The sequence below is a fragment of the Streptomyces incanus genome, assembly GCF_042656345.1.
GTDB lineage: Bacteria > Actinomycetota > Actinomycetes > Streptomycetales > Streptomycetaceae > Streptomyces > Streptomyces incanus.
In genome coordinates, this window is sequence record NZ_JBHSPC010000107.1 from 19494 (window position 1) to 37726 (window position 18233).

At 70.6% G+C, this 18233-nt stretch carries 18 protein-coding genes; 11 read left to right on the forward strand and 7 right to left on the reverse strand.

What is annotated here, in order from left to right; translation table 11 throughout:
- Nucleotides 1-22 precede the first annotated feature (22 nt).
- From ACFP2V_RS30705 to ACFP2V_RS30725, 5 genes are read right to left on the reverse strand one after another with little or no spacing between them, the layout of a single operon-like run.
- Nucleotides 23-1591, reverse strand: coding sequence for a class I adenylate-forming enzyme family protein (locus ACFP2V_RS30705; RefSeq protein WP_381218563.1), 1569 nt, complete (start codon nucleotides 1589-1591; stop codon nucleotides 23-25).
- Nucleotides 1588-2397, reverse strand: coding sequence for an enoyl-CoA hydratase (locus ACFP2V_RS30710; RefSeq protein WP_381218564.1), 810 nt, complete (start codon nucleotides 2395-2397; stop codon nucleotides 1588-1590). Before ACFP2V_RS30710 ends, ACFP2V_RS30705 begins: the two co-directional genes overlap by 4 nt.
- A 2-nt stretch (nucleotides 2398-2399) precedes the next feature.
- Nucleotides 2400-3494, reverse strand: a complete 1095-nt coding sequence (locus tag ACFP2V_RS30715) for an acyl-CoA dehydrogenase family protein (RefSeq protein WP_381218565.1) — start codon at nucleotides 3492-3494, stop codon at nucleotides 2400-2402.
- Between the two features lie 9 nt (nucleotides 3495-3503).
- On the reverse strand, nucleotides 3504-4661 hold the full coding sequence (locus ACFP2V_RS30720) for an acyl-CoA dehydrogenase family protein (RefSeq protein ID WP_055628898.1): 1158 nt from the start codon (nucleotides 4659-4661) through the stop codon (nucleotides 3504-3506).
- On the reverse strand, nucleotides 4658-5683 hold the full coding sequence (locus ACFP2V_RS30725) for a Rieske 2Fe-2S domain-containing protein (protein WP_381218566.1): 1026 nt from the start codon (nucleotides 5681-5683) through the stop codon (nucleotides 4658-4660). The genes ACFP2V_RS30720 and ACFP2V_RS30725 overlap by 4 nt, the downstream gene beginning before the upstream one ends.
- Nucleotides 5684-6013: 330 nt before the next feature.
- Here ACFP2V_RS30725 and ACFP2V_RS30730 point away from each other — a divergent pair, with 330 nt between their 5' ends.
- The 7 genes from ACFP2V_RS30730 (at nucleotide 6014) to ACFP2V_RS30760 (ending at nucleotide 13016) form a co-directional block, all read left to right on the forward strand.
- The gene (locus ACFP2V_RS30730) at nucleotides 6014-6976 is read left to right on the forward strand and encodes an alpha/beta hydrolase (protein ID WP_381218567.1); all 963 of its coding nucleotides are present in this window, start codon (nucleotides 6014-6016) and stop codon (nucleotides 6974-6976) included.
- Nucleotides 6977-6989: 13 nt separating this feature from the next.
- Entirely contained in the window at nucleotides 6990-7718 is a 729-nt protein-coding gene (locus ACFP2V_RS30735) for an SDR family NAD(P)-dependent oxidoreductase (RefSeq protein ID WP_381218568.1), read from the forward strand.
- A gap of 65 nt (nucleotides 7719-7783) precedes the next feature.
- Entirely contained in the window at nucleotides 7784-9451 is a 1668-nt protein-coding gene (locus tag ACFP2V_RS30740) for a flavin-containing monooxygenase (RefSeq protein ID WP_381218569.1), read from the forward strand.
- 54 nt (nucleotides 9452-9505) lie between these two features.
- Entirely contained in the window at nucleotides 9506-10273 is a 768-nt protein-coding gene (locus ACFP2V_RS30745) for an IclR family transcriptional regulator (protein WP_381218570.1), read from the forward strand.
- A gap of 148 nt (nucleotides 10274-10421) precedes the next feature.
- The gene (locus tag ACFP2V_RS30750; protein WP_381218571.1) at nucleotides 10422-11171 is read left to right on the forward strand and encodes an SDR family NAD(P)-dependent oxidoreductase; all 750 of its coding nucleotides are present in this window, start codon (nucleotides 10422-10424) and stop codon (nucleotides 11169-11171) included.
- Nucleotides 11172-11224: 53 nt separating this feature from the next.
- Nucleotides 11225-12304, forward strand: coding sequence for a Zn-dependent alcohol dehydrogenase (locus ACFP2V_RS30755; protein WP_381218572.1), 1080 nt, complete (start codon nucleotides 11225-11227; stop codon nucleotides 12302-12304).
- Nucleotides 12305-12353: 49 nt separating this feature from the next.
- Nucleotides 12354-13016, forward strand: a complete 663-nt coding sequence (locus ACFP2V_RS30760; RefSeq protein WP_055628904.1) for an acyl-CoA-like ligand-binding transcription factor — start codon at nucleotides 12354-12356, stop codon at nucleotides 13014-13016.
- Here the strand turns inward: ACFP2V_RS30760 and ACFP2V_RS30765 are convergent.
- Together ACFP2V_RS30765 and ACFP2V_RS30770 are read right to left on the reverse strand one after the other, a co-directional pair.
- Nucleotides 12998-13888 carry an SDR family oxidoreductase gene (locus ACFP2V_RS30765; protein ID WP_055628905.1) on the reverse strand — a complete coding sequence of 297 codons (891 nt, stop codon included), beginning with the start codon at nucleotides 13886-13888 and terminating at the stop codon, nucleotides 12998-13000. The two genes, ACFP2V_RS30760 and ACFP2V_RS30765, sit on opposite strands and share 19 nt — an antisense overlap.
- Nucleotides 13885-14670, reverse strand: a complete 786-nt coding sequence (locus tag ACFP2V_RS30770) for an SDR family oxidoreductase (RefSeq protein ID WP_055628906.1) — start codon at nucleotides 14668-14670, stop codon at nucleotides 13885-13887. Before ACFP2V_RS30770 ends, ACFP2V_RS30765 begins: the two co-directional genes overlap by 4 nt.
- A gap of 61 nt (nucleotides 14671-14731) precedes the next feature.
- Between ACFP2V_RS30770 and ACFP2V_RS30775 the strand changes: the two genes are divergently transcribed.
- The 4 genes from ACFP2V_RS30775 to ACFP2V_RS30790 form a co-directional block, all read left to right on the forward strand.
- A complete protein-coding gene (locus ACFP2V_RS30775) occupies nucleotides 14732-15487 on the forward strand; it encodes an enoyl-CoA hydratase family protein (RefSeq protein ID WP_381218573.1) in 756 nt (251 codons plus the stop codon).
- Nucleotides 15487-16380, forward strand: coding sequence for a CoA transferase subunit A (locus tag ACFP2V_RS30780; RefSeq protein WP_055628908.1), 894 nt, complete (start codon nucleotides 15487-15489; stop codon nucleotides 16378-16380). The genes ACFP2V_RS30775 and ACFP2V_RS30780 overlap by 1 nt, the downstream gene beginning before the upstream one ends.
- Complete coding sequence (locus tag ACFP2V_RS30785) at nucleotides 16377-17159, forward strand: CoA-transferase subunit beta (RefSeq protein WP_055628909.1); 783 nt, start codon at nucleotides 16377-16379, stop codon at nucleotides 17157-17159. Before ACFP2V_RS30780 ends, ACFP2V_RS30785 begins: the two co-directional genes overlap by 4 nt.
- A gap of 68 nt (nucleotides 17160-17227) precedes the next feature.
- A partial coding sequence (locus ACFP2V_RS30790) for an NAD(P)H-dependent flavin oxidoreductase (protein WP_381218582.1) occupies nucleotides 17228-18233 on the forward strand: 1006 nt, incomplete at its 3' end.

Here is an 18233-nt window from a genome sequence, read left to right on the forward strand (position 1 = left end):
GTGGCGGCAGGCGAGCGGGGGCTCACGCCGTGGCGGAGGCGGCCCGTTGCTCGATGACGGACTGCCGCAGACTCTGCTTGCGGATCTTCAAGGTCGGGGTCTTCGGGATCTCCGGGACGATCACGACGTCCTCGGGGAACTTCACCGGCGAGAGGCCGGCATCGCGGCAGTGGTCCCTGATCTCGCCGACCCCGATGCCGGGGGTGCCGTCACGCAGGACGAGCACGGCGCAGATGCGCTCGCCCGCACGGTCGTCGGGCAGGCCGACGACGGCGACCTCGGCCACCTGGGGGTGGCCGGCCAGCACCTCTTCGATCTCCACCGGACTGATCGACTCGCCCTTGCGGATGATCAGGTCCTTCTCCCGGCCGACCAGGACCAGATGCCCGCTCGGCTCAAGCCTTCCGGTGTCACCGGTGAACATCCAGCCGTCGGCGTCGAAGGGACGGGCGATCCCGCCGTCGGTGATGTAGTGCTTGAACAGCATGGGGCCGCGCAGCCACACCCGGCCTTCCGCGCCGGGGGCGAGCACGTCGTCGTCCTCGGAGCGGATCTGCACCTCGCATCCGAGCACGGGGCGTCCCGTGGTGGTGGCGAGCTGCTCGACCGTGTCGCTCATCCGGGCCGAGGCGATCATCGGGGACTCGGTCATGCCGTAGGCATGGAGGACCGGGACGCCGACCTCGTCAAGCACGTCGCGGAACAGCTTCTCCGGCATCGGAGCCCCGCCGCCGGTCAGCATGCGCAGGGTCGGGACCACGGGGGTGCCCGGGGTCTTCCGCTGCTCGTCGAGCAGGAGGGCGTAGTGCGGGGTCGATCCGCCGGTGATGGTCACGGCGTTGCGGCGCATGAGTTCGACGGCGGCGACCGGTTCGTAGACCTCCATCAGCAGCAGCGACATGCCGCTGGTCAGCGAGGTGATCAGCAGGTCGGGGCCGCCGATGTGGGCGTAGGGGAACAGGATGGTGCCGACGTCGTCGGGACGGGCCCCGATCGCGTCGGCGAGTGCGACGCCGCCTGCGATGAGGGTGCTGTCGGTGTGGCAGACGCCCTTGGGCGCCGAGGTGGTGCCGGAGGTGGTGTAGATCCAGCGCACCTCGTCGTTGCCGAGCGGTGCGGCGGGGAGAGCGGTCGGGTCGGCCTCGGGCAACTCGTCCCCGAGGATGAGGAGTTCGAGCCGGCCGTCGCTCGCGCCGCGCAGCTCGTCGGCCATCGCCCCATGGTCGAACCCGCGGAACTCGGGCAGCATGATCAGCCACCGCGACCCGCACTGCTCGATCATGGCCCCGACCTCGCGCGCCCGGTAGAGCGGGATGATCGGGTTCTGGACGGCGCCGAGACGTGACAGCGCCAGGCTGAGCACGATGGTGTCGATGCGGGTGGGCAGCTGCCAGCTCACCGTGGCTCCGGGTTCGACGCCCCGGGCCAGCAGCCCCGCCGCGACGCGCTCGGCCGCCGAGACGAGCTCGGCGAAGGTCAGGCGCCAGTCGGACTCGTCGATGACGGCGACCGCGTCGCCGGTGGCGGCAGCCCGCAGCGTCAGCAGTCCCCACAGCGAGGTCGCGTCGGCGGGTGGCATGTCTGTGTTCACGCGTCTGCCTCTTTCGTACGTGCCTTCGACGGAAGCGGGTCCGGCGTCAGGAGCGGGTAGCCGGTACGGAGCAGCGCGTTGGCGTGTCCGTGCCAGTGGATATCGAAGGCCGACTGCAGCGCGGCCTGCTGGCCCATGACGTCGAGGGTCTGGTTGACCGCGCGTTTGGCCGTGGCCAGCGCCCACGGGTCCATCTCCGCGATCTCGTGGGCCAGTTGCATCGTCCGGGTGTCGAGTTCGTCGAGCGGGACCACCCGGTTCACCATGCCGGCGGCGAAGGCCTCGTCGGCGGTGAACTTGCGGGCCGTGAACAGCATCTCCTTGGCGCGCCGGGCGCCGAGCTCCCAGGTGTGCGCGTGGTACTCGACGCCGCCGACGCCGAACTGCACGACCGGGTCGCTGAAGTAGGCATTGTCGGCGGCGACGATCAGGTCGCAGGGCCAGATCAGGTTGAGCGCGCCGGCGACGCAGGCGCCCTGGACCGCTGCGATCGAGGGCTTCGGCACGTCGCGCCATCTGCGGGAGTAGCCGAGGTAGTGCTCGGTCTCCCACCGGTAGGCGCTCTCCAGAACCGTCTTGCCCTCCCGGAAGTAGCCGGGAGCCGGGGTCTTGAGGTCGTGGCCCGAGGAGAAGTGCTTGCCGTCGGCGCGCAGGACGACGACCTTGACCGCGTCGTCCTCGGCGGCCTGCCGCCAGCGTGCGTCGAGGTCGCGCAGCAGCGACTCGTCCTGGGCGTTGTGCTTGTCCGGGCGGTTGAGGCTGATCACGGCGACGGCGCCGTCCAGGCGGTAGCCGATGTGGCTCACGGTCATGCTCCTGTGCAGATCCGGTCGAGTGCGGACACGATCTCGGCGTCGTTGACGGCCGCGGAGCCGAAGTCGTACTGCCAGCGCTTGGCTGCGTCGGTGAACAGGTGGACGTTCGACTCGACCATGAATCCGATGCCGGCGTGCACCTCGTGGGCCGCGTGGACGATCTGCAGCGCGGCCTTGGCCGCGTGCTTGCGCATCAGGCCGAGATGGGGCTGCGGATCGGTGCCGGCGTCGATGGCGCGGGCCGCCGATCGCGCGTGCGCCGAGGTGAGGTGCGCGGCGATGGCGATGTCGGTGCACAGGTACTGCACCGCCTGGAAGCGGCCGATGGCCCCGCCGAACTGGTGCCGCTGCTGCGCGTACAGCACGGTCATGTCGAGCAGCCTCAGTCCGGCGCCGTGGACCTGTGCGGCGCTCAGCACCGCGCCGCGCTGCTCGGCGAGCTCGACCGCGCGGTCGGCTTCCTCGCCGCGCGCGAGCACGGCGTCGTCGGCGACGGGGACGCCGTCGAAGGTCAGCGCGAACATCGGGTGTCCGCCGATGTTCGGGAGCGGTTCGATGCCGGTCGGCGCGCTCGCGTCGATCAGGGCGACCACGCCGTCCCCGTGGTCCCCGTGGTCCCCCGTTTCGGCGTGGACCAGGAAACTGTCGGCGTGATCGGCGTAGGACACCGCCAACGCGGTGCCGTTCAGGGCGCCGTTCTCGTACGAGACCGCCGAGCCCCACTGGGGGGAGGGGAACACCGGGACGACCACGGACCCGCCGTCGCCGATGCTCTCGGCGACGCCGAGCGCCTTCCCGGTGCCGATCGCCAGCAGCGCGTCGCGGGCCATGGTCAGTTCGAGCAGGGGTGTGGCGGCCAGCGCGCGGCCCGACTCGACGAAGATCCCGGCGATCGTCCCGAGCGAGGGGCTGTCGGGGTCGGAGCCGGTGGGGTCGCCCAGTTGGAACCACCCGAGTTCGGCGAACTGGGCGATCTGATCAGCGATCGCAACCTGGTTCGCCCGGTCTTCCAGCGGGGAGTAGCGCGCGAAGACCGACTTGCTGACCTCGGCGAGGGCGGCGTAGTCCTCGCCCCATGTCAGATCCATCCTGTGCTCCTATCGGGGAAGGCCGAGGCCTCGCGTCGCGAGCACCATCCGCTTGAGTTGGGACGTTCCGCCGGCGTGGTTGGCGAACGACTGCCGGTACCAGGCCTCGGGCCTGCCGTGGAGCGGGGCGTACCGCGAACCCGGCCGGAGTTGGGCGGTCGGGCCGAGGACGCGGTCGTAGACCTGGGCGAACAGCGGCTCGTACTCCTTGGCCACGACCTGTTGGACGCCGCCGTCCCAGGGCGTCTTCCGTCCGTTCGCGGCGTTGCCGATGATCTCGTAGGCGAGAAGGCGCTGGGTCTGGACCATCTCGGCGAGCTCGGCCAGGCCCGCCCGGACATGCGGGTCGTCGAGCTTGCCCGGAACGCTCCCGCAGTGCGCGACCAGGTCGTGCAGTCGCTGCTCCTGCATCGCGTAGATGGGCTCGACGGTCCCCGAGGCGTAGAAGGCGCGCATGATGTACTGCCAGCCCGCGCCCTCCTCGCCGATCAGCGAGGTCCCCGGCACCCGGACGTGGTCGAGGTAGGTGCTGGACTGCACGCCGCCGCCGTAGTTGCGCATCGGGTGGAGGGTGACGCCGGGGCTGCGCAGATCGACCATGAAGATGCTGATCGCGTTGCGCGACGCGGCTCCGGTGTCGGTGCGGGCGGCCACGTAGAGGACGTCGGACATCGGTCCCCACGAGGTGAACGCCTTCTGCCCGGTGATCACCCAGTCGTCGCCGTCCTTGACAGCCTTCGTCTGCAGGGAGCCCAGGTCGGAGCCGGCCTCCGGCTCGGTGAGCCCTTCGGCCCACAGCGTGCGCATGGCGGCGATGTCGGGGAGGAGGCGCTTCTTCTGCTCCTCCGTTCCGCCCACCAGGATGGTGCCGGCGGCGAGGAAGATCCCGACCGAGTTGATCATCGGCGCGTCGGCCGCGTACAGCTCCTCCAGGAGGATCTGGTTCATGACCGGGGGGAGCCCCTTGCCGCCGTACTCCTTCGGCCAGGTCAGGCCGATCCAGCCCTGCGCGGCGACCTTCCTGCTGAACTCGACGGCGATCGCCCACTGCTCCGGGGAGTCGTCGAACTCCGGGTTGAAGGCGTGTTCCTTCGGCAGCTCGGCGTCGAGGAACGCACGGATCTCGGCGCGCCAGGCCTCGTGTTCGGGTGCCAGTGCTTCTCTCACGACGCGTTCTCCGCTCGGAGCGCGTCGGTGCCGGCGCTCTGCTCGACGCCGCCGTTTCCGAGGTGTCCCTCGGGGTAGAAGCGACGGGCCCACTGGCGGATGTCACGGAAGCCCGCGGCCTCCGCCGTGGCCAGGCCCGGCGGCTCGGTGTACCGCTGGTGCTCCCAGATCGCGACGTCGGCCTTGAACTGCTCGACGGCGCTGCGCAGGCGCTTGGCGACCCGCGCGTCGCCCTCGCCGTCCTCCTTGCTCGCCCATGCGGTGAACCGCACGAGGGAGCGCTCGTCGTCCACCGGCGTCACCGCGGTCACCGAGCAGATGCCGCCCACCCCGTCGGCGTAGGAGAAGCCCAGACCCAGGCCGAGGAGGGAGGCGCGGGTGCGGCCCTCGACGATCTCCTGCGTCCCGTCGCCGCCCCGGCGCTTGAAGTCCAGGGCGAGCTCGGTCCTGAAGTCGTGCTCGCCGAACTCGCGGCGGACCACCGTCGGGATCTCGTCCGCGCGGTGGACGTACTTGAAGTGGGCGAAGTCGACGCCGTTCTCCGCGGCGTACTGCGGATGGATCGGCAGCGCCGGCGTCTCGAAGCGGCCGGCCTCGCCCAGCTCGTGGAAGCCCGTCGCGGGACCGGATTCGGGGAAGAGCTCGAAAACGCTCGGCACGTCGTAGAGCGGAGCGCCGCCGTCGGCGTCGTGCCAGAGGTACATGAGCCCGTCCCGCTCGGCCGCCGTCCACGTGCCGATCCTGCGGACCCGGTTGGTCGTGGCCTGGTACGGGATGCAGGTGTTGCGCCCGGCCGGGCTCCACTCCCACCCGTGGAAGGGGCACCGGATGTCCTCGCCGGACACGGAGCCGCCGTGCCCGAGGTTGGCGCCGAGATGCTCGCAATAGGCGTTCAGGACCACCAGCCGGCCGCTCCGGGCGCGGTAGGCGACAAGGTCCTGGCCGAAGTGGCGCAGCGGCTTGACGTCACCGACCGCGAGGTCGGTGGACCAGCCGATCTGAAACCACCCCGTTGGCTTCATCGACAAGGCCATTGATGACACTTCATCCTCCTGATCTGCGGCAACAGCGGCGCTCAAGACAGCTGCCCGACTGTTCTGCGGGCCGGCGGCACGCGCGGATCGCTCACGACACCTGCGCTGCGGTGGACAGCACTGTAGCCAGCGGCTACCAGTGCGTCAACGAAATCGCCGACCGATTGTCGGGGCGTCGAATACCCTGGCAATGGTTGACGACGGTGTAGCCATTGGCTACGGTGCGGATGCGATCGCTCGGGTGACGGCCATCACATATCTGCGGTCCGGGAAGCGGACGATCGCCGGTCGTGCCGACGAAGGCACAAGGGAGAGGACATGATGGTGCATCCCGTCGACCCCGACTACCTGCCGATGACGGGGTTCCTCCCGCGTCTCGAACTCTCCGACGTGGCGGCCGCCCGCGCCGTCATCCGCTCGATGGGCGCCGAGGACCCGATGGCCGCCGTCCCCGAAGGGGTCGCCGTGGAGATCCGGCAGGCGTCGGCACGTGACGGCTCGGAGATCGAGGTCGTGGTCTTCCGGCCGGCGCACCGCCCGGCGCAGCCGCCTGCCGTTGTCGCCTACTTCCACGGCGGAGGGTTCGTCTTCGGCGACGCCCGCACCGACGTCCGGGTTCCCTCGGCCCTGGCCGCCGACCTTGACGCCGTGGTGGTGTCGGTCAACTACCGTCTCGCTCCCGAGTTCCCGTTCCCGACGCCGTTCGACGACTGCTTCGACGCACTGGCCTGGATCGCCGGCGACAACGACCTCGGGATCGACCCGACCAGGATCGTCGTCGCCGGCATCAGCGCCGGCGCGGGACTCGCCGCGGCCGTCGCGCTCAGGGCACGCGACGCCGGCGGGCCCGCGGTCTGCTTCCAGGCCCTGGACTCGCCTGTTCTGGACGACCGTCTGCGCACCGTCTCGGCGACGGAGTACACCGACTCCCTGCTGTGGAACCGGCCCAACGCCGCCGACAGCTGGCACCACTACCTCGGGACCAACGCCGACCTGTCTCGGACATCGGAGTACGCCGCCCCCGCACGCGCACGCGACCTCGCCGGGCTCCCGCCGGCCTACATCACCGTCTCCTCCTTCGACCCGCTCCGCGACGAGGGGATCGAGTACGCGCAACGGCTGACCGACGCCGGCGTGCCCACCGAGCTGCACCTGTATCCCGGGACCTTCCACGGCTCCGCCGGAGCGTTCCCGCAGGCCGCGATCTCCCAGCGGGTCAACGCGGACTACACCGCCGCCATCCGACGCGCGCTCGCGCCGTCGAACCACGCACACCGCTGAGAAATGGGGAAGCATGCCGTACCGCTTCGAAGGAAAGGTCGCCATCGTCACCGGTGGCGCGCGCGGCCAGGGCGAGCAGATCGTCCGGGCCCTGGCGCGTGAGGGCTGCTCGGTCGTGATCGGCGACGTGCTCGACGACCTGGGGAAGAACCTCGCCGACGAGCTCGGGGAGTCCGTCGTCCACGCGCACCTCGACGTGACGGCCCCGTCCGACTGGGCCGACGCGGTGGCCCTGGCGACCTCCGCCTTCGGCGGGCTCGACATCCTCGTCAACAACGCCGCGGTCTACCGGCGGCAGCTGCTGGAGGACGAGACCCTCGCCGAGCTCGACAAGGTCCTCGACGTCAACCTGCACGGGCCGTTCCTCGGCATCCAGGCCGTCGTCCCCGCGATGCGCGCCCGGCAGGGCGGATCGATCGTGAACGTCTCCTCGCTCGCCGGGACCACGTCGTACGCCGCGCACGGGTCCTACAGCATGTCCAAGTGGGCCCTGCGCGGGCTGACCAGGACCGCGGCGATCGAACTCGTGTCGTCCGGCATCCGGGTGAACGCGGTCCTGCCCGGCAACCTCCGGACGACGATGTCGCCCACGACCGCCGGCGGCGAGACCCCGACCGGCCTGAAGCGCCAGGCCGACCCGTCCGAGACCGCCAACGTCGCGGTCTTCCTGGCCTCGGACGACGCGTCGTTCGTCAACGGCACCGATGTCGTGGCCGACGGCGGCTCCCTGCTCGGCTGGTAGGCCCCACCCCACCCCCGCGCGAGTCGAGCCGACGACGCGCTCAGATCTGATCCTTGGAGCAACCCATGTCCACCTCGGGACCGGCGGACGACCGTACCCCCCAACGCTTCGACGTCGTCGTCATCGGCGCGGGCTTCAGCGGCATGTACGCCCTGCACCGCCTGCGCCGACAGGGCCGGCGGGTCGTCTGCCTGGAGGCCGGCGACGGCGTCGGCGGCACCTGGTACTGGAACAGGTACCCCGGCGCGCGCGTCGACATCGAGAGCATGCAGTACTCGTACTCGTTCGACGAGGCCCTCCAGCAGGAGTGGTCGTGGTCGGAGCACTTCGCGCCGCAGCCGGAGCTGGAGGCGTACGCCAACCACGTGGCCGACCGCTTCGGCCTGCGCGAGGACATCCGGTTCGGGACGCGGGTCGACGAACTGACCTTCGACGAGACCGCCGACGAATGGCGCGTCGGGACAGCCTCGGGCGAGTGCTTCGTGGCCGCGTACGTGATCGCGGCGACCGGCAGCCTCGACGTCTCCCACGTTCCGGACTGGCCCGGCTCGGAGCGGTACCAGGGCGAGACCTACCACACCTCCCGGTGGCCCAAGGAGGGCGTCGACTTCGCCGGCAAGCGCGTCGGCCTGATCGGCACCGGTTCCACCGGCATCCAGCTCACCCCGGAACTGGCCGCCTCGGCCGGCCACCTCACCGTCTTCCAGCGGACCCCGAACTTCAGCCTCCCGTCGTTCAACCGGGAGTTGGACCCGGAGTACGAGCGGGACTGGAAGGAGCACTACGCCCAGCGGCGCAAGGAGGTGCTGGCGACCCACGGGGTCGTCCTGATGAGCAACGCCTCCGAGCAGCGCTCCATCTTCGACTACACCGAAGCGGAGCGCGAAGGGGTGATGGAGCGCGCCTGGAACGCCCGGAACGGACTCGAGTTCATCCGCACCTTCACCGACACCTCCAGCGACCCGGAGGCGAACGCGATCCTCGCCGAGTTCGTGCGGAACAAGATCCGGGGCATCGTCCACGACCCCGAGACCGCCGAGCTCCTCTGCCCGAAGACCTACCCGATCGGCGGCAAGCGGATCTGCGTGGACTCCGGCTACTACCAGACGTTCAACCGGGACAACGTCTCGCTGGTCGACGTCCGCTCGCACCCCATCGTGGAAATGACCGAACAGGGCCTTCGCACGAGCGACGCCGAGCACGAGCTCGACATGATCGTCTTCGCCACCGGCTTCGACGCCATGACCGGGTCGATGCTGAAGATGAACCCGACCGGCGTCGGCGGAGTCCGACTCGCCGACCGGTGGGCCGACGGCCCGAGGACCGTCTTCGGCCTGACGACGGCCGGGTTCCCGAACCTGTTCATGGTGCACGGTCCCGGCAGCCCGTCCGTTCTCGCGCAGATGATCACCGTCGGGGAGTGGCAGGTCGACTGGATCCTGCGGACCATCGACTTCCTCCAGGAGAACCAGATCTCCCGCTTCGGCACCACGACCGAGCTGGAGGACGAGTGGGCCGCCGAGGTGGAGGCCGTGGCCGCGCGCACGATGCACGCGAGAACCGACTCCTGGTACGTGGGCGCGAACATCCCCGGCAAGCCGCGGGTCCTGCTGATGTACGTCGGCGGATTCCAGCGCTACTCCGACCGGTGCACCCGCGCCGCGGACGAGGGCTACGTCGGGTACGTGGCCCAGAAGCGTCTCACCCCGAGCATCACCGGCTCCGACAACTGAGACAGACGCCCAGGTCCGTGCCATGCGCCGACACACCGTTCGGGAGGAGCCACAGTGAGCGCAACCCTGGCAAAGGCACCCCGTCCCGCTGCCGCGACAGGCGTCGGCGTCGTCCGCCGCATCACCCAGCTCCTGGATGCCTTCGTGGACGCGCCCGGACACCTGCTGCTCGAAGAACTCACGGGCATCACCGGCCTGCCCCGCTCCACCGCGTTCCGACTGCTCGGGCAACTGATCGACCAGGGGTGGGTCACCCACGACGCCCGTGGCTACGCCCTCGGCCCCCGCGCCTCCCTGATCACCACTCAGGCCCACAGCCAGGAGGAGATCCGGGTCGCGGCACATGAACAGCTGAACACGCTCCACCTGCGCACCCGCGCCGTCGCGCACCTCTGGGTCCTCACCGGCGGATTCGTCTACTGCCTCGACAAGGTCGGCGGCCTCGTCGACGACAGCGTGCCGACCGGTGTGGGCACGCGCATTCCGGCGGCGGACAGCGCCGGCGGGCGGGCCCTCCTCGCCACCATGGCTCCGGAGGCCGTCTACTGCCTCCTGGCCGACGTCCACCGCAGGGCGCTGTCGGAGAGCGAGCAGAACGCCGTTCACCAGCGGCTCGCAGCGGTCCGGGCGCAGCGGGGCGTCGCCTCGGAGCAGGCCAGGAACCGGAACGGGGTCTCCGCCGTGGCCGTCCCCGTCACCCACCGGGGCCAGGGGATCGCCGCCGTCTCCCTGGCGTGGCGCGGTGCGCTGGCCAATGCCGACGCGGTCGTTCCGCAGCTGTTCACGGCCGCCGGCGTGATCCGCGCGAGGCTGGGCTCCTGACGGGAGCCCGCAGCGACGTTGTCATTGACGCAAAAGTAGCCACTGGCTACGGTGGTGAAACCTTCGCTGGGGAATCCGCCCAGCATCTCCGCGCCGCCGTCGTAGCAGGCGCTTTTCGCCGATACGAAAACTTATGAAGGGTTGCTCAATGGCCGGTCGCATGCAGGAGAAAATCGTCATTGTCACCGGGGGTTCGTCGGGCCTCGGGCGCGCGATCGCCGAGCTGATGACCGCCGAGGGCGCCCGTGTCGTCATCGCGGACATCAACCAGGAGCAGGGCGAGACCGTCGCGAAGGAGATCGGGGTCGAGTTCGTCCGCACCGACGTCAGCAACCCGACGGAGGTCGACGCCCTGGTCAGCGGCACCGTCGCCCGCCACGGGCGGCTCGACGTGATGTGCAACAACGCCGGCTTCATCGGCATGTCGCCCCTCGTCGAGACCACCGACGAGAGCTACTCGCGCATGGTGGACGTCAACTTCGGCGGCATCTTCTACGGCACCAGGGCCGCCGGCCGGGTCATGGTCGGGCAGGGCTCCGGCGTCATCGTCAACACCGCCTCCAACGGCGGCAGCTCCCCCAGCGAGGGGATGGCGATCTACAGCGGGACCAAGGCCGCCGTGATCGCCATGTCGAAGGCGGCGGCGATCGAGCTCGCACCGCTCGGCGTCCGGGTCAACACGATCTCCCCCGGCACCATGCTCTCCGGCATGGTCCCCGACGTGCCCGGAATCGTCGAGATGCTCGACAAGCTCCAGCCCATCGGCTACGCCGCCAACCCCTCCCAGATGGCGACCGGCGTCCTCTACCTCGCCTCGGACGAGGCCAACTACGTCACCGGTCACGACCTGGTCGTGGACGGCGCGGCGACGGCCGGCCGGCGCGCGGTCGGCAGCTGAGCCGCGTCGGCGTTCTCGGCCCCCGGCACTCAAATGGAAAAACGAGGTCAGAAGTGAAAGCGATTGTCTTCGACGGCGTCGGCAACAAGCTGGTCGACGGCCTCACGGTCCGCGTCCCCGGGCCGGGCGAGGTCCAGGTGCGCATCGTCGCGAGCGGCCTGTGCCAGAGCGACCTGAGCGTGGTCAACGGGAAGATCCCCTTCCCCGTCCCGGTCGTCCTCGGCCACGAGGGCGCCGGCGTCGTCGAGGCGGTCGGTCCGGGCGTCAGCACGCCCTCGGTCGGCGACCACGTGGTGCTGTCGACGCTCGCCACGTGCGGCCAGTGCGCGGCCTGCACGTCCGGCCGCCCCACCATGTGCCGGGAGTCGTTCGGCAAGACCGCAACCCCGTTCGAACTCGACGGCGCCCCGGTCCACAACTACGCCGCCCTGTCGACGTTCAGCGAGCGGATCGTCGTCAAGGCCGGACAGGCGGTGCCGATCCCGAAGGACATCCCCCTGACGGCCGCGTGCCTGATCGGCTGCGCGGTGTTGACCGGCGCGGGCGCGGTGCTGAACCGGGCCCGCGTCCAGCCGGGCGACTCCGTGGTCGTGATCGGAGCCGGCGGCATCGGCCTCAACGTCATCCAGGCCGCCCGGATCGCCGGCGCGGCGGTCATCGTCGCCATCGACACGAACCCCGGGAAGGAGTCGAGGACGCAGCTCTTCGGCGCCACCCATTTCATCGACGCGACCGCGGGCGACACGGTCGCCGCCGTACGCGAGCTCACCGACGGCGGAGCGGGCCACGTCTTCGACTGCGTCGGCGGCGAGGCGATCACCGGTCAGGCGATGGAGATGGTCGCCTGGGGCGGGCAGATGATCATGCTCGGCGTGGCCGGCCCGGAGGCCAGGCTGACGGTCCCGGCGACCTCCTTCTACATGGACCGGTCGGTGCTGGGGTGCCGCTACGGCTCCTCCCGGCCGGGGGCGGACATCCCGAAGTACCTCGACCTCTACCGTTCGGGCCGGCTCCTTCTCGACGAACTCGTCACCGCCACCTACGAGTTGGAGGACTTCGAGAGCCTCGTCGCCGATTCCAGGCAGGGCAGGCTCGACCGCGGCGTCCTGCTCATGCCGGGGAACCGCCGCTGATCTGCGGGCTGCTTCCGGGACACCGCATTCGCCGACATAGGATCGCCGCATGCGTCCCGTGCCCGCGTCCGCGCCGTCATCCCCACCGAGGCGTCGACGCCCACGTGGTCCGGGCCGTCCGCTCGCCACGACGAAGGCCGAGATCGAAGAGGTCGCTCTCGGCCTCTTCGAGACCCGGGGCTTCGCCGCCACCACGGTCGACGACATCACAACCCCGCTCGGCATCGGCCGGACCACCTTATTCCGCTACTTTCCGACCAAATCGGCCGTCATCTGGCACGACTACGTCGAACGCGTCGACCGGTTGGGCGCCCTGCTCCAGGCCGTTCCGCCCGAGGCCGACCTGCTGGCCGGCGTCGTCGGGGCGATCCTCGCGAGCAGTGACTACACGGAGGCCGATCGCGCCCTCCTGCGGCGACGCGACGCCTTGATCGCCGACACGCCGCAGCTGTTCAGCGAGAACGCCGCCACCATCGTCCGATGGGCCGAGGCCGTGGCGGCCCACATCCGCGAACGCGCCCCCAGGGGGCCCATCGCCGACGCGGTCGCCTACGCCTACCTCGGCGCGGCCGGCGGCGCCGTCCGCCTGTGGGCCGACAACGCCGCCACGCGGCTCGACGACGTCCTTCCCCCCTCCTTGGACGTCGTCACCCACGCCATGCGCCATCTGCTGACAGACGCCGCGCCCCCGGTTCAGCCCTGCGTGCCGTAGACGGCTTCGGGGGCGGGGGCCTTGGCGATCAGGTCGCGAACGCACGGGCCGACCTCCGCCGCCTCCCACCGCCGTCCCAGGTCGTGCGAGGGCCCGTGGGCCCAGCCGTTCTCCACGGTGATCCTGGAGCCGTCGATCTCGATGACCCGACCCGTCACATCTCCGGCCCCGACCGAGGCGAGCCAGGCGACGATCGGCGCGTTGTCCTCGGGCAGGGCCATGCCGGAGGTGTCGAAGGCGCCTTCGGTCATGCGGGTCCTGGCGACCGGGGCTATCGCGTTGACGGTGACGCCGTACTGCCCCAACTCGGTGGCGGCGACGAGGGTCAGCGCCGCGATGCCGGCCTTGGCCGAGGAGTAGGTCGCCTGGCCGACGGAGCCCTGCAGCCCGGCCCCGGAGGAGGTGTTGACGACGCGCGCGACCGGCCGGCGTCCGGCCTTGGACTCCTCGCGCCACCAGGCCCCGGCGTGGCGCAGCGGGGCGAAGTGGCCCTTGAGATGGACCCGGACGACGGAGTCCCACTCCTCCTCGGAGGTGTTGACGAGCATCCGGTCGCGGACGAAGCCCGCGTTGTTGACCAGGATGTCGAGGCCGCCCCAGGTCTCGATCGCCTGGTGGACCATGGCGTGCGCCTGGGCGAAGTCGGCGACGTCGGCGCCGTTGACCTCGGCCTCGCCGCCTGCCGCGCGGATCTCGGCGACGACGTCGTGGGCGGGCGAGTCGCCCTTCTCGCCGGAGAGGGAGACGCCGTAGTCGTTCACGAGCACCCTGGCGCCGTGCCGGGCGAGTTCGAGGGCGTGGGCCCGGCCGATGCCGCGGCCGGCTCCGGTGACGATGGCGATGCGGCCTTCGAGCAGGCGGTGGTCGGTCATGGGGTCGGCTCCTTCGCCAGGTTCTGCTGTGCGGTCAGGAAAGCGGGCGTCTCTCCCCCGCCGTGGAGTGCGATCGTGGAGCCCGAGACGTAGTCGGCCAGCGGGCTCGCCAGGAAGAGGGCGACCCGGCCGACGTCACGGGGCTCCGCCATCCGGCCGAGCGGGATGGTGGCGTTGATGGCGGCGATGCCGGCCTCGCCGCCGTAGTGGTCCGTCACCGTGGCCGGGTCGTCGGGGCGCACCGGACCGACGTTGATCGCGTTGACCCGCACCTTGGGGGCCCACTCCACGGCCAACGAGCGGGTCAGGGCGTCGAGTCCGGCCTTCGCCGCGCTGTAGGCGGCGCTGCCCGGGCTGGGCCGCAGCGCCGAGACGCTGGAGATGTTGACGATCGCGCCACCCTCGGGCTGTCCCTGCATGACGGCGTTGGCCGCCTGGCTCAGCAGAAGCGGTGCGAACAGGTTGAGCTCGATCACCTTGGCGTGGAGCCGGGGGCTGGTGGTCGCCGCGGGCGTCACCGGCGCGCCCCCGACGTTGTTGACGAGCACGTCGAGGCGGCCGTGGGCCTCGACGATCCCGGCGACCAGGTCGGCGACGGCCTCGGGGTCGCGTACGTCGCACACCCGATGCGTCGTGCCCTCGACGGGTGTCACGTCGGAGCGGGAGCAGGTCACCACGGTCGCTCCCGCTTCCACCAGGGAGCGGGTGATCCCCCGTCCGACACCACGGGCGCCTCCGGTCACCAGCGCCACCCGACGACCCAGGTCGATGTGAAGACTCATGTTGCCACGGTACCAAACAAACATTAGATTCAACATCGTCCCCACCGCAGATCGGATGGCCATGACTGTTTCAACCGAGTTCCGTGACAACGGGGTTGCCGTCGTCACCATGAACGCTCCCCCCGTCAACGCCCTCACCGTGCGGGGCTGGTTCGACGTCGCCGACGCCGTCACCGCCGCCGGCCGGGACCAGGCGGTGCGGGTGGTGGTGCTGCGGGCCGAGGGCAGGGGGTTCAACGCCGGTGTCGACATCAAGGAGATGCAGAACACCGAGGGCTTCGACGCCCTGATCGGCGCCAACCGCGGCTGCTTCGCGGCGTTCAAGGCGGTCTACGAGTGCGAGGTCCCGGTGATCGCCGCGGTCAACGGCTTCTGCCTGGGCGGCGGCGTCGGCCTGGTCGGCAACGCCGACATCGTGATCGCCTCCGACGACGCGTTCTTCGGGGTCCCCGAGGTCAAGCAGGGCGCGCTCGGCGCGGCCACCCACATGGCGCGCCTGGTCCCCCAGCACCTGATGCGCACCCTCTACTTCACGGCCCGGACCATCCCCGCCGCCGACCTGGTGACGCACGGATCGGTCGTGGAGGTCGTGCCGCGCGACCGGCTCGACCGGGCCGCGCTGGCGCTCGCGGCCGAGGTCGCCGACAAGGACCCCCGCGTCATCCGTGCCGCCAAGGCCGCCCTCAACGGCATCGACCCCATCGACGTCAACAAGTCCTACCGCTTCGAGCAGGGCTTCACCTTCGAACTCAACCTCTCCGGCGTTTCCGACGAACTCCGCGACTCCTTCGTGGGGACCGACAAGGCAGGCAAGTGATGGCGAGCAAGCCCCGTGACAAGACCGTCTCCATCGACGAGGTCGTCTCCCGGCTCAGCAACGGCATGACCATCGGCATCGGCGGCTGGGGCCCGCGCCGCAAGCCGATGGCCCTGGTCCGGGCGATCTGCAACTCCGACCTCCAGGACCTCACCGTCGTGTCCTGGGGCGGCGCCGACGTGGGCCTCCTCGCCCGCGCCGGCAAGATCCGCAAGCTCGTCTACGCCTTCGTCTCCCTCGACTCGATCCCCCTGGAGCCCAACTTCCAGCGCGCGCGCCAGCACAAGCTGATCCCCGAGGTCGTCGAGCTCGACGAGGGGATGTTCCACACCGGCCTCAGGGCCGCCGCCGAGCGCCTGCCGTTCCTGCCGGCCCGCGCCGGGCTGGGGTCGGACGTGCTGGTCAACAACTCCTGGATCCGGACGGTCGCCTCCCCCTACCCGGACGAGGACGGGGCCCACGAAGAGCTCGTCGCCGTGCCCGCCCTCAAGCTCGACGTCGCACTGGTCCACCTCAACCGGGCAGACGCGCACGGAAACGCGGCCTACCTCGGCCCGGACCCCTACTTCGACGACCTGTTCGCACGCGCCGCCGACCGGACGTTCCTGTCGGTCGAGCAGATCGTCGACACCGCCGAGCTCACCGGCGACACCCCGGTCCAACGGCTCCTGCTGTCGCGGATCGAGGTCACCGGCGTGGTGCAGACCCCGAACGGCGCCCACTTCACCAGCTGCGTGCCCGACTACGAGCGCGACGAGAAGTTCCAGAAGGCCTACGCCACCGCCGCTGCCGGGACCGACGAGGACTGGGCCGCCTTCCACGAACGGTTCCTGGCCGGAACCGAGGACGACTACCAGGCCGCCGTGAAGGCGTTCCACGAGGAGCAGGCATGACCGACCACACCCGGGCAGACGTGTGCGCTGCCGCCATCGCCGACGCGTTCGCGGACGACGGCGAGATCTTCGCCTCCCCCATGGGCCTCCTGCCCACCATCGGCGCCCGCCTCGCCAAGCTCACCTCCAACCCCGACCTGGTCGTCTCCGACGGCGAGTCGCTGTGGCTGGCCAGCGCCCCCGCGATCGGCAGGACCGGCGTGGTCGAGGGATGGATCCCGTTCCGCAAGGTCTTCGACATCGTCAACTACGGCAAGCGCCACGTGATGATGGGCGCCACCCAGGTCGACCGCGACGGCAACCAGAACATCTCCGCCCTCGGCGACTTCGCCCAGCCCACGCGCCAACTGCTCGGCTCGCGCGGCGCCCCGGGGAACACCGTCAACAACCGCACCTCCTACTGGGTGCCGCGACACTCGCCGCGCGTCTTCGTCGAAGCCGTCGACGTGGTCTGCGGGGTCGGCCCCAAGCGGGCCCGCACGGCCGGGGTCGCGGCGTCGAAGTACAACGACATCTACCGGATCGTCTCCAACCTCGCGGTCTTCGACGTCAGGGGGGAGGGCGACACCGTGCGTCTCCTCTCCCTCCACCCGGGCGTGACCTTGGAGGAGGTCGTCGCCGCCACCGGCTTCGCGTTCGACGTCCTGCGATCCGCGTCGGGAGAGGTGGCGACCACCCGGGAGCCGACCTCCGAGGAACTGCACCTGATCCGCGACGTGCTCGACCCGAAGGGCCTGCGGCTGCGCGAGGTCCCCGAGCCCGAGAAGGCCGCATCGTGACCGGACAACTGCTCCGCACACCGCTGACCGACCTCGTCGGGATCAAGCACCCCGTCGTCCAGACGGGCATGGGCTGGGTCGCCGGACCCCGCCTGGTGAGCGCCACCGCCAACGCGGGCGGCCTCGGCATCCTCGCCTCGGCCACGATGACCCTCGGCGAACTCGAAAAGGCCGTCATCGAGGTCCGCTCACGCACGACCGCGCCGTACGGCGTCAACCTCCTTGCCGACGCTGCCGACGCCGTCGACCGCTGCCGACTGCTGATCGACCACGGCGTCAAGGTCGCCTCCTTCGCCCTCGCGCCCAAGCCTGAGCTGATCGCGATGCTGAAGGAGCACGGCATCGTCGTGATCCCCTCCATCGGGGCGCCCAAGCACGCGAAGAAGGTCGCCTCGTGGGGCGCCGACGCGGTGATGGTGCAGGGGGGCGAGGGCGGCGGCCACACCGGCGCCGTGCCCACCACGCTGCTGCTGCCGTCCGTCGTCGACGCCGTCGACATCCCCGTCATCGGAGCCGGCGGGTTCTTCGACGGTCGCGGACTCGCCGCCGCGCTGTCCTACGGAGCGGCGGGCATCGGGATGGGCACCCGCTTCCTGCTGACCGCCGACTCGGCGGTGCCGCAGGCAGTAAAAGAGCTCTACCTCTCCTACGGTCTGGACGGCACCGTCGTCACCGACAAGGTCGACGGCATGCCGCACCGGATGCTGCGCACGGAGCTCGTCGAGGAGCTGGAGGAGGCGTCGTTCGCCAGACGCCTCCTGCCGACGGTCCGCCGGACGCTGGAGTTCAAGAAGGCGTCGGGCCTCACCTGGAGGCAACTGGCCGCCGACGGCAAGGCGATGAAGCACGCCCAGGGGCGCTCGCTCGCCCAACTCGCGCTCGCGGCCAACACCCCGACGATGCTGCGCGCCGGCCTCGTCGAGGGCGACACCGACGCGGGCGTGCTCGCCTCCGGCCAGGTCGTCGGCGTGCTCGACGACCTGCCGTCGTGCGAGGAGCTCATCGAGCGCGTCGTCACCGAGGCGGTCTCGGCCTTGCGGCGCGCCGCTTCGTACGCCACGCCTTCTCCGCACT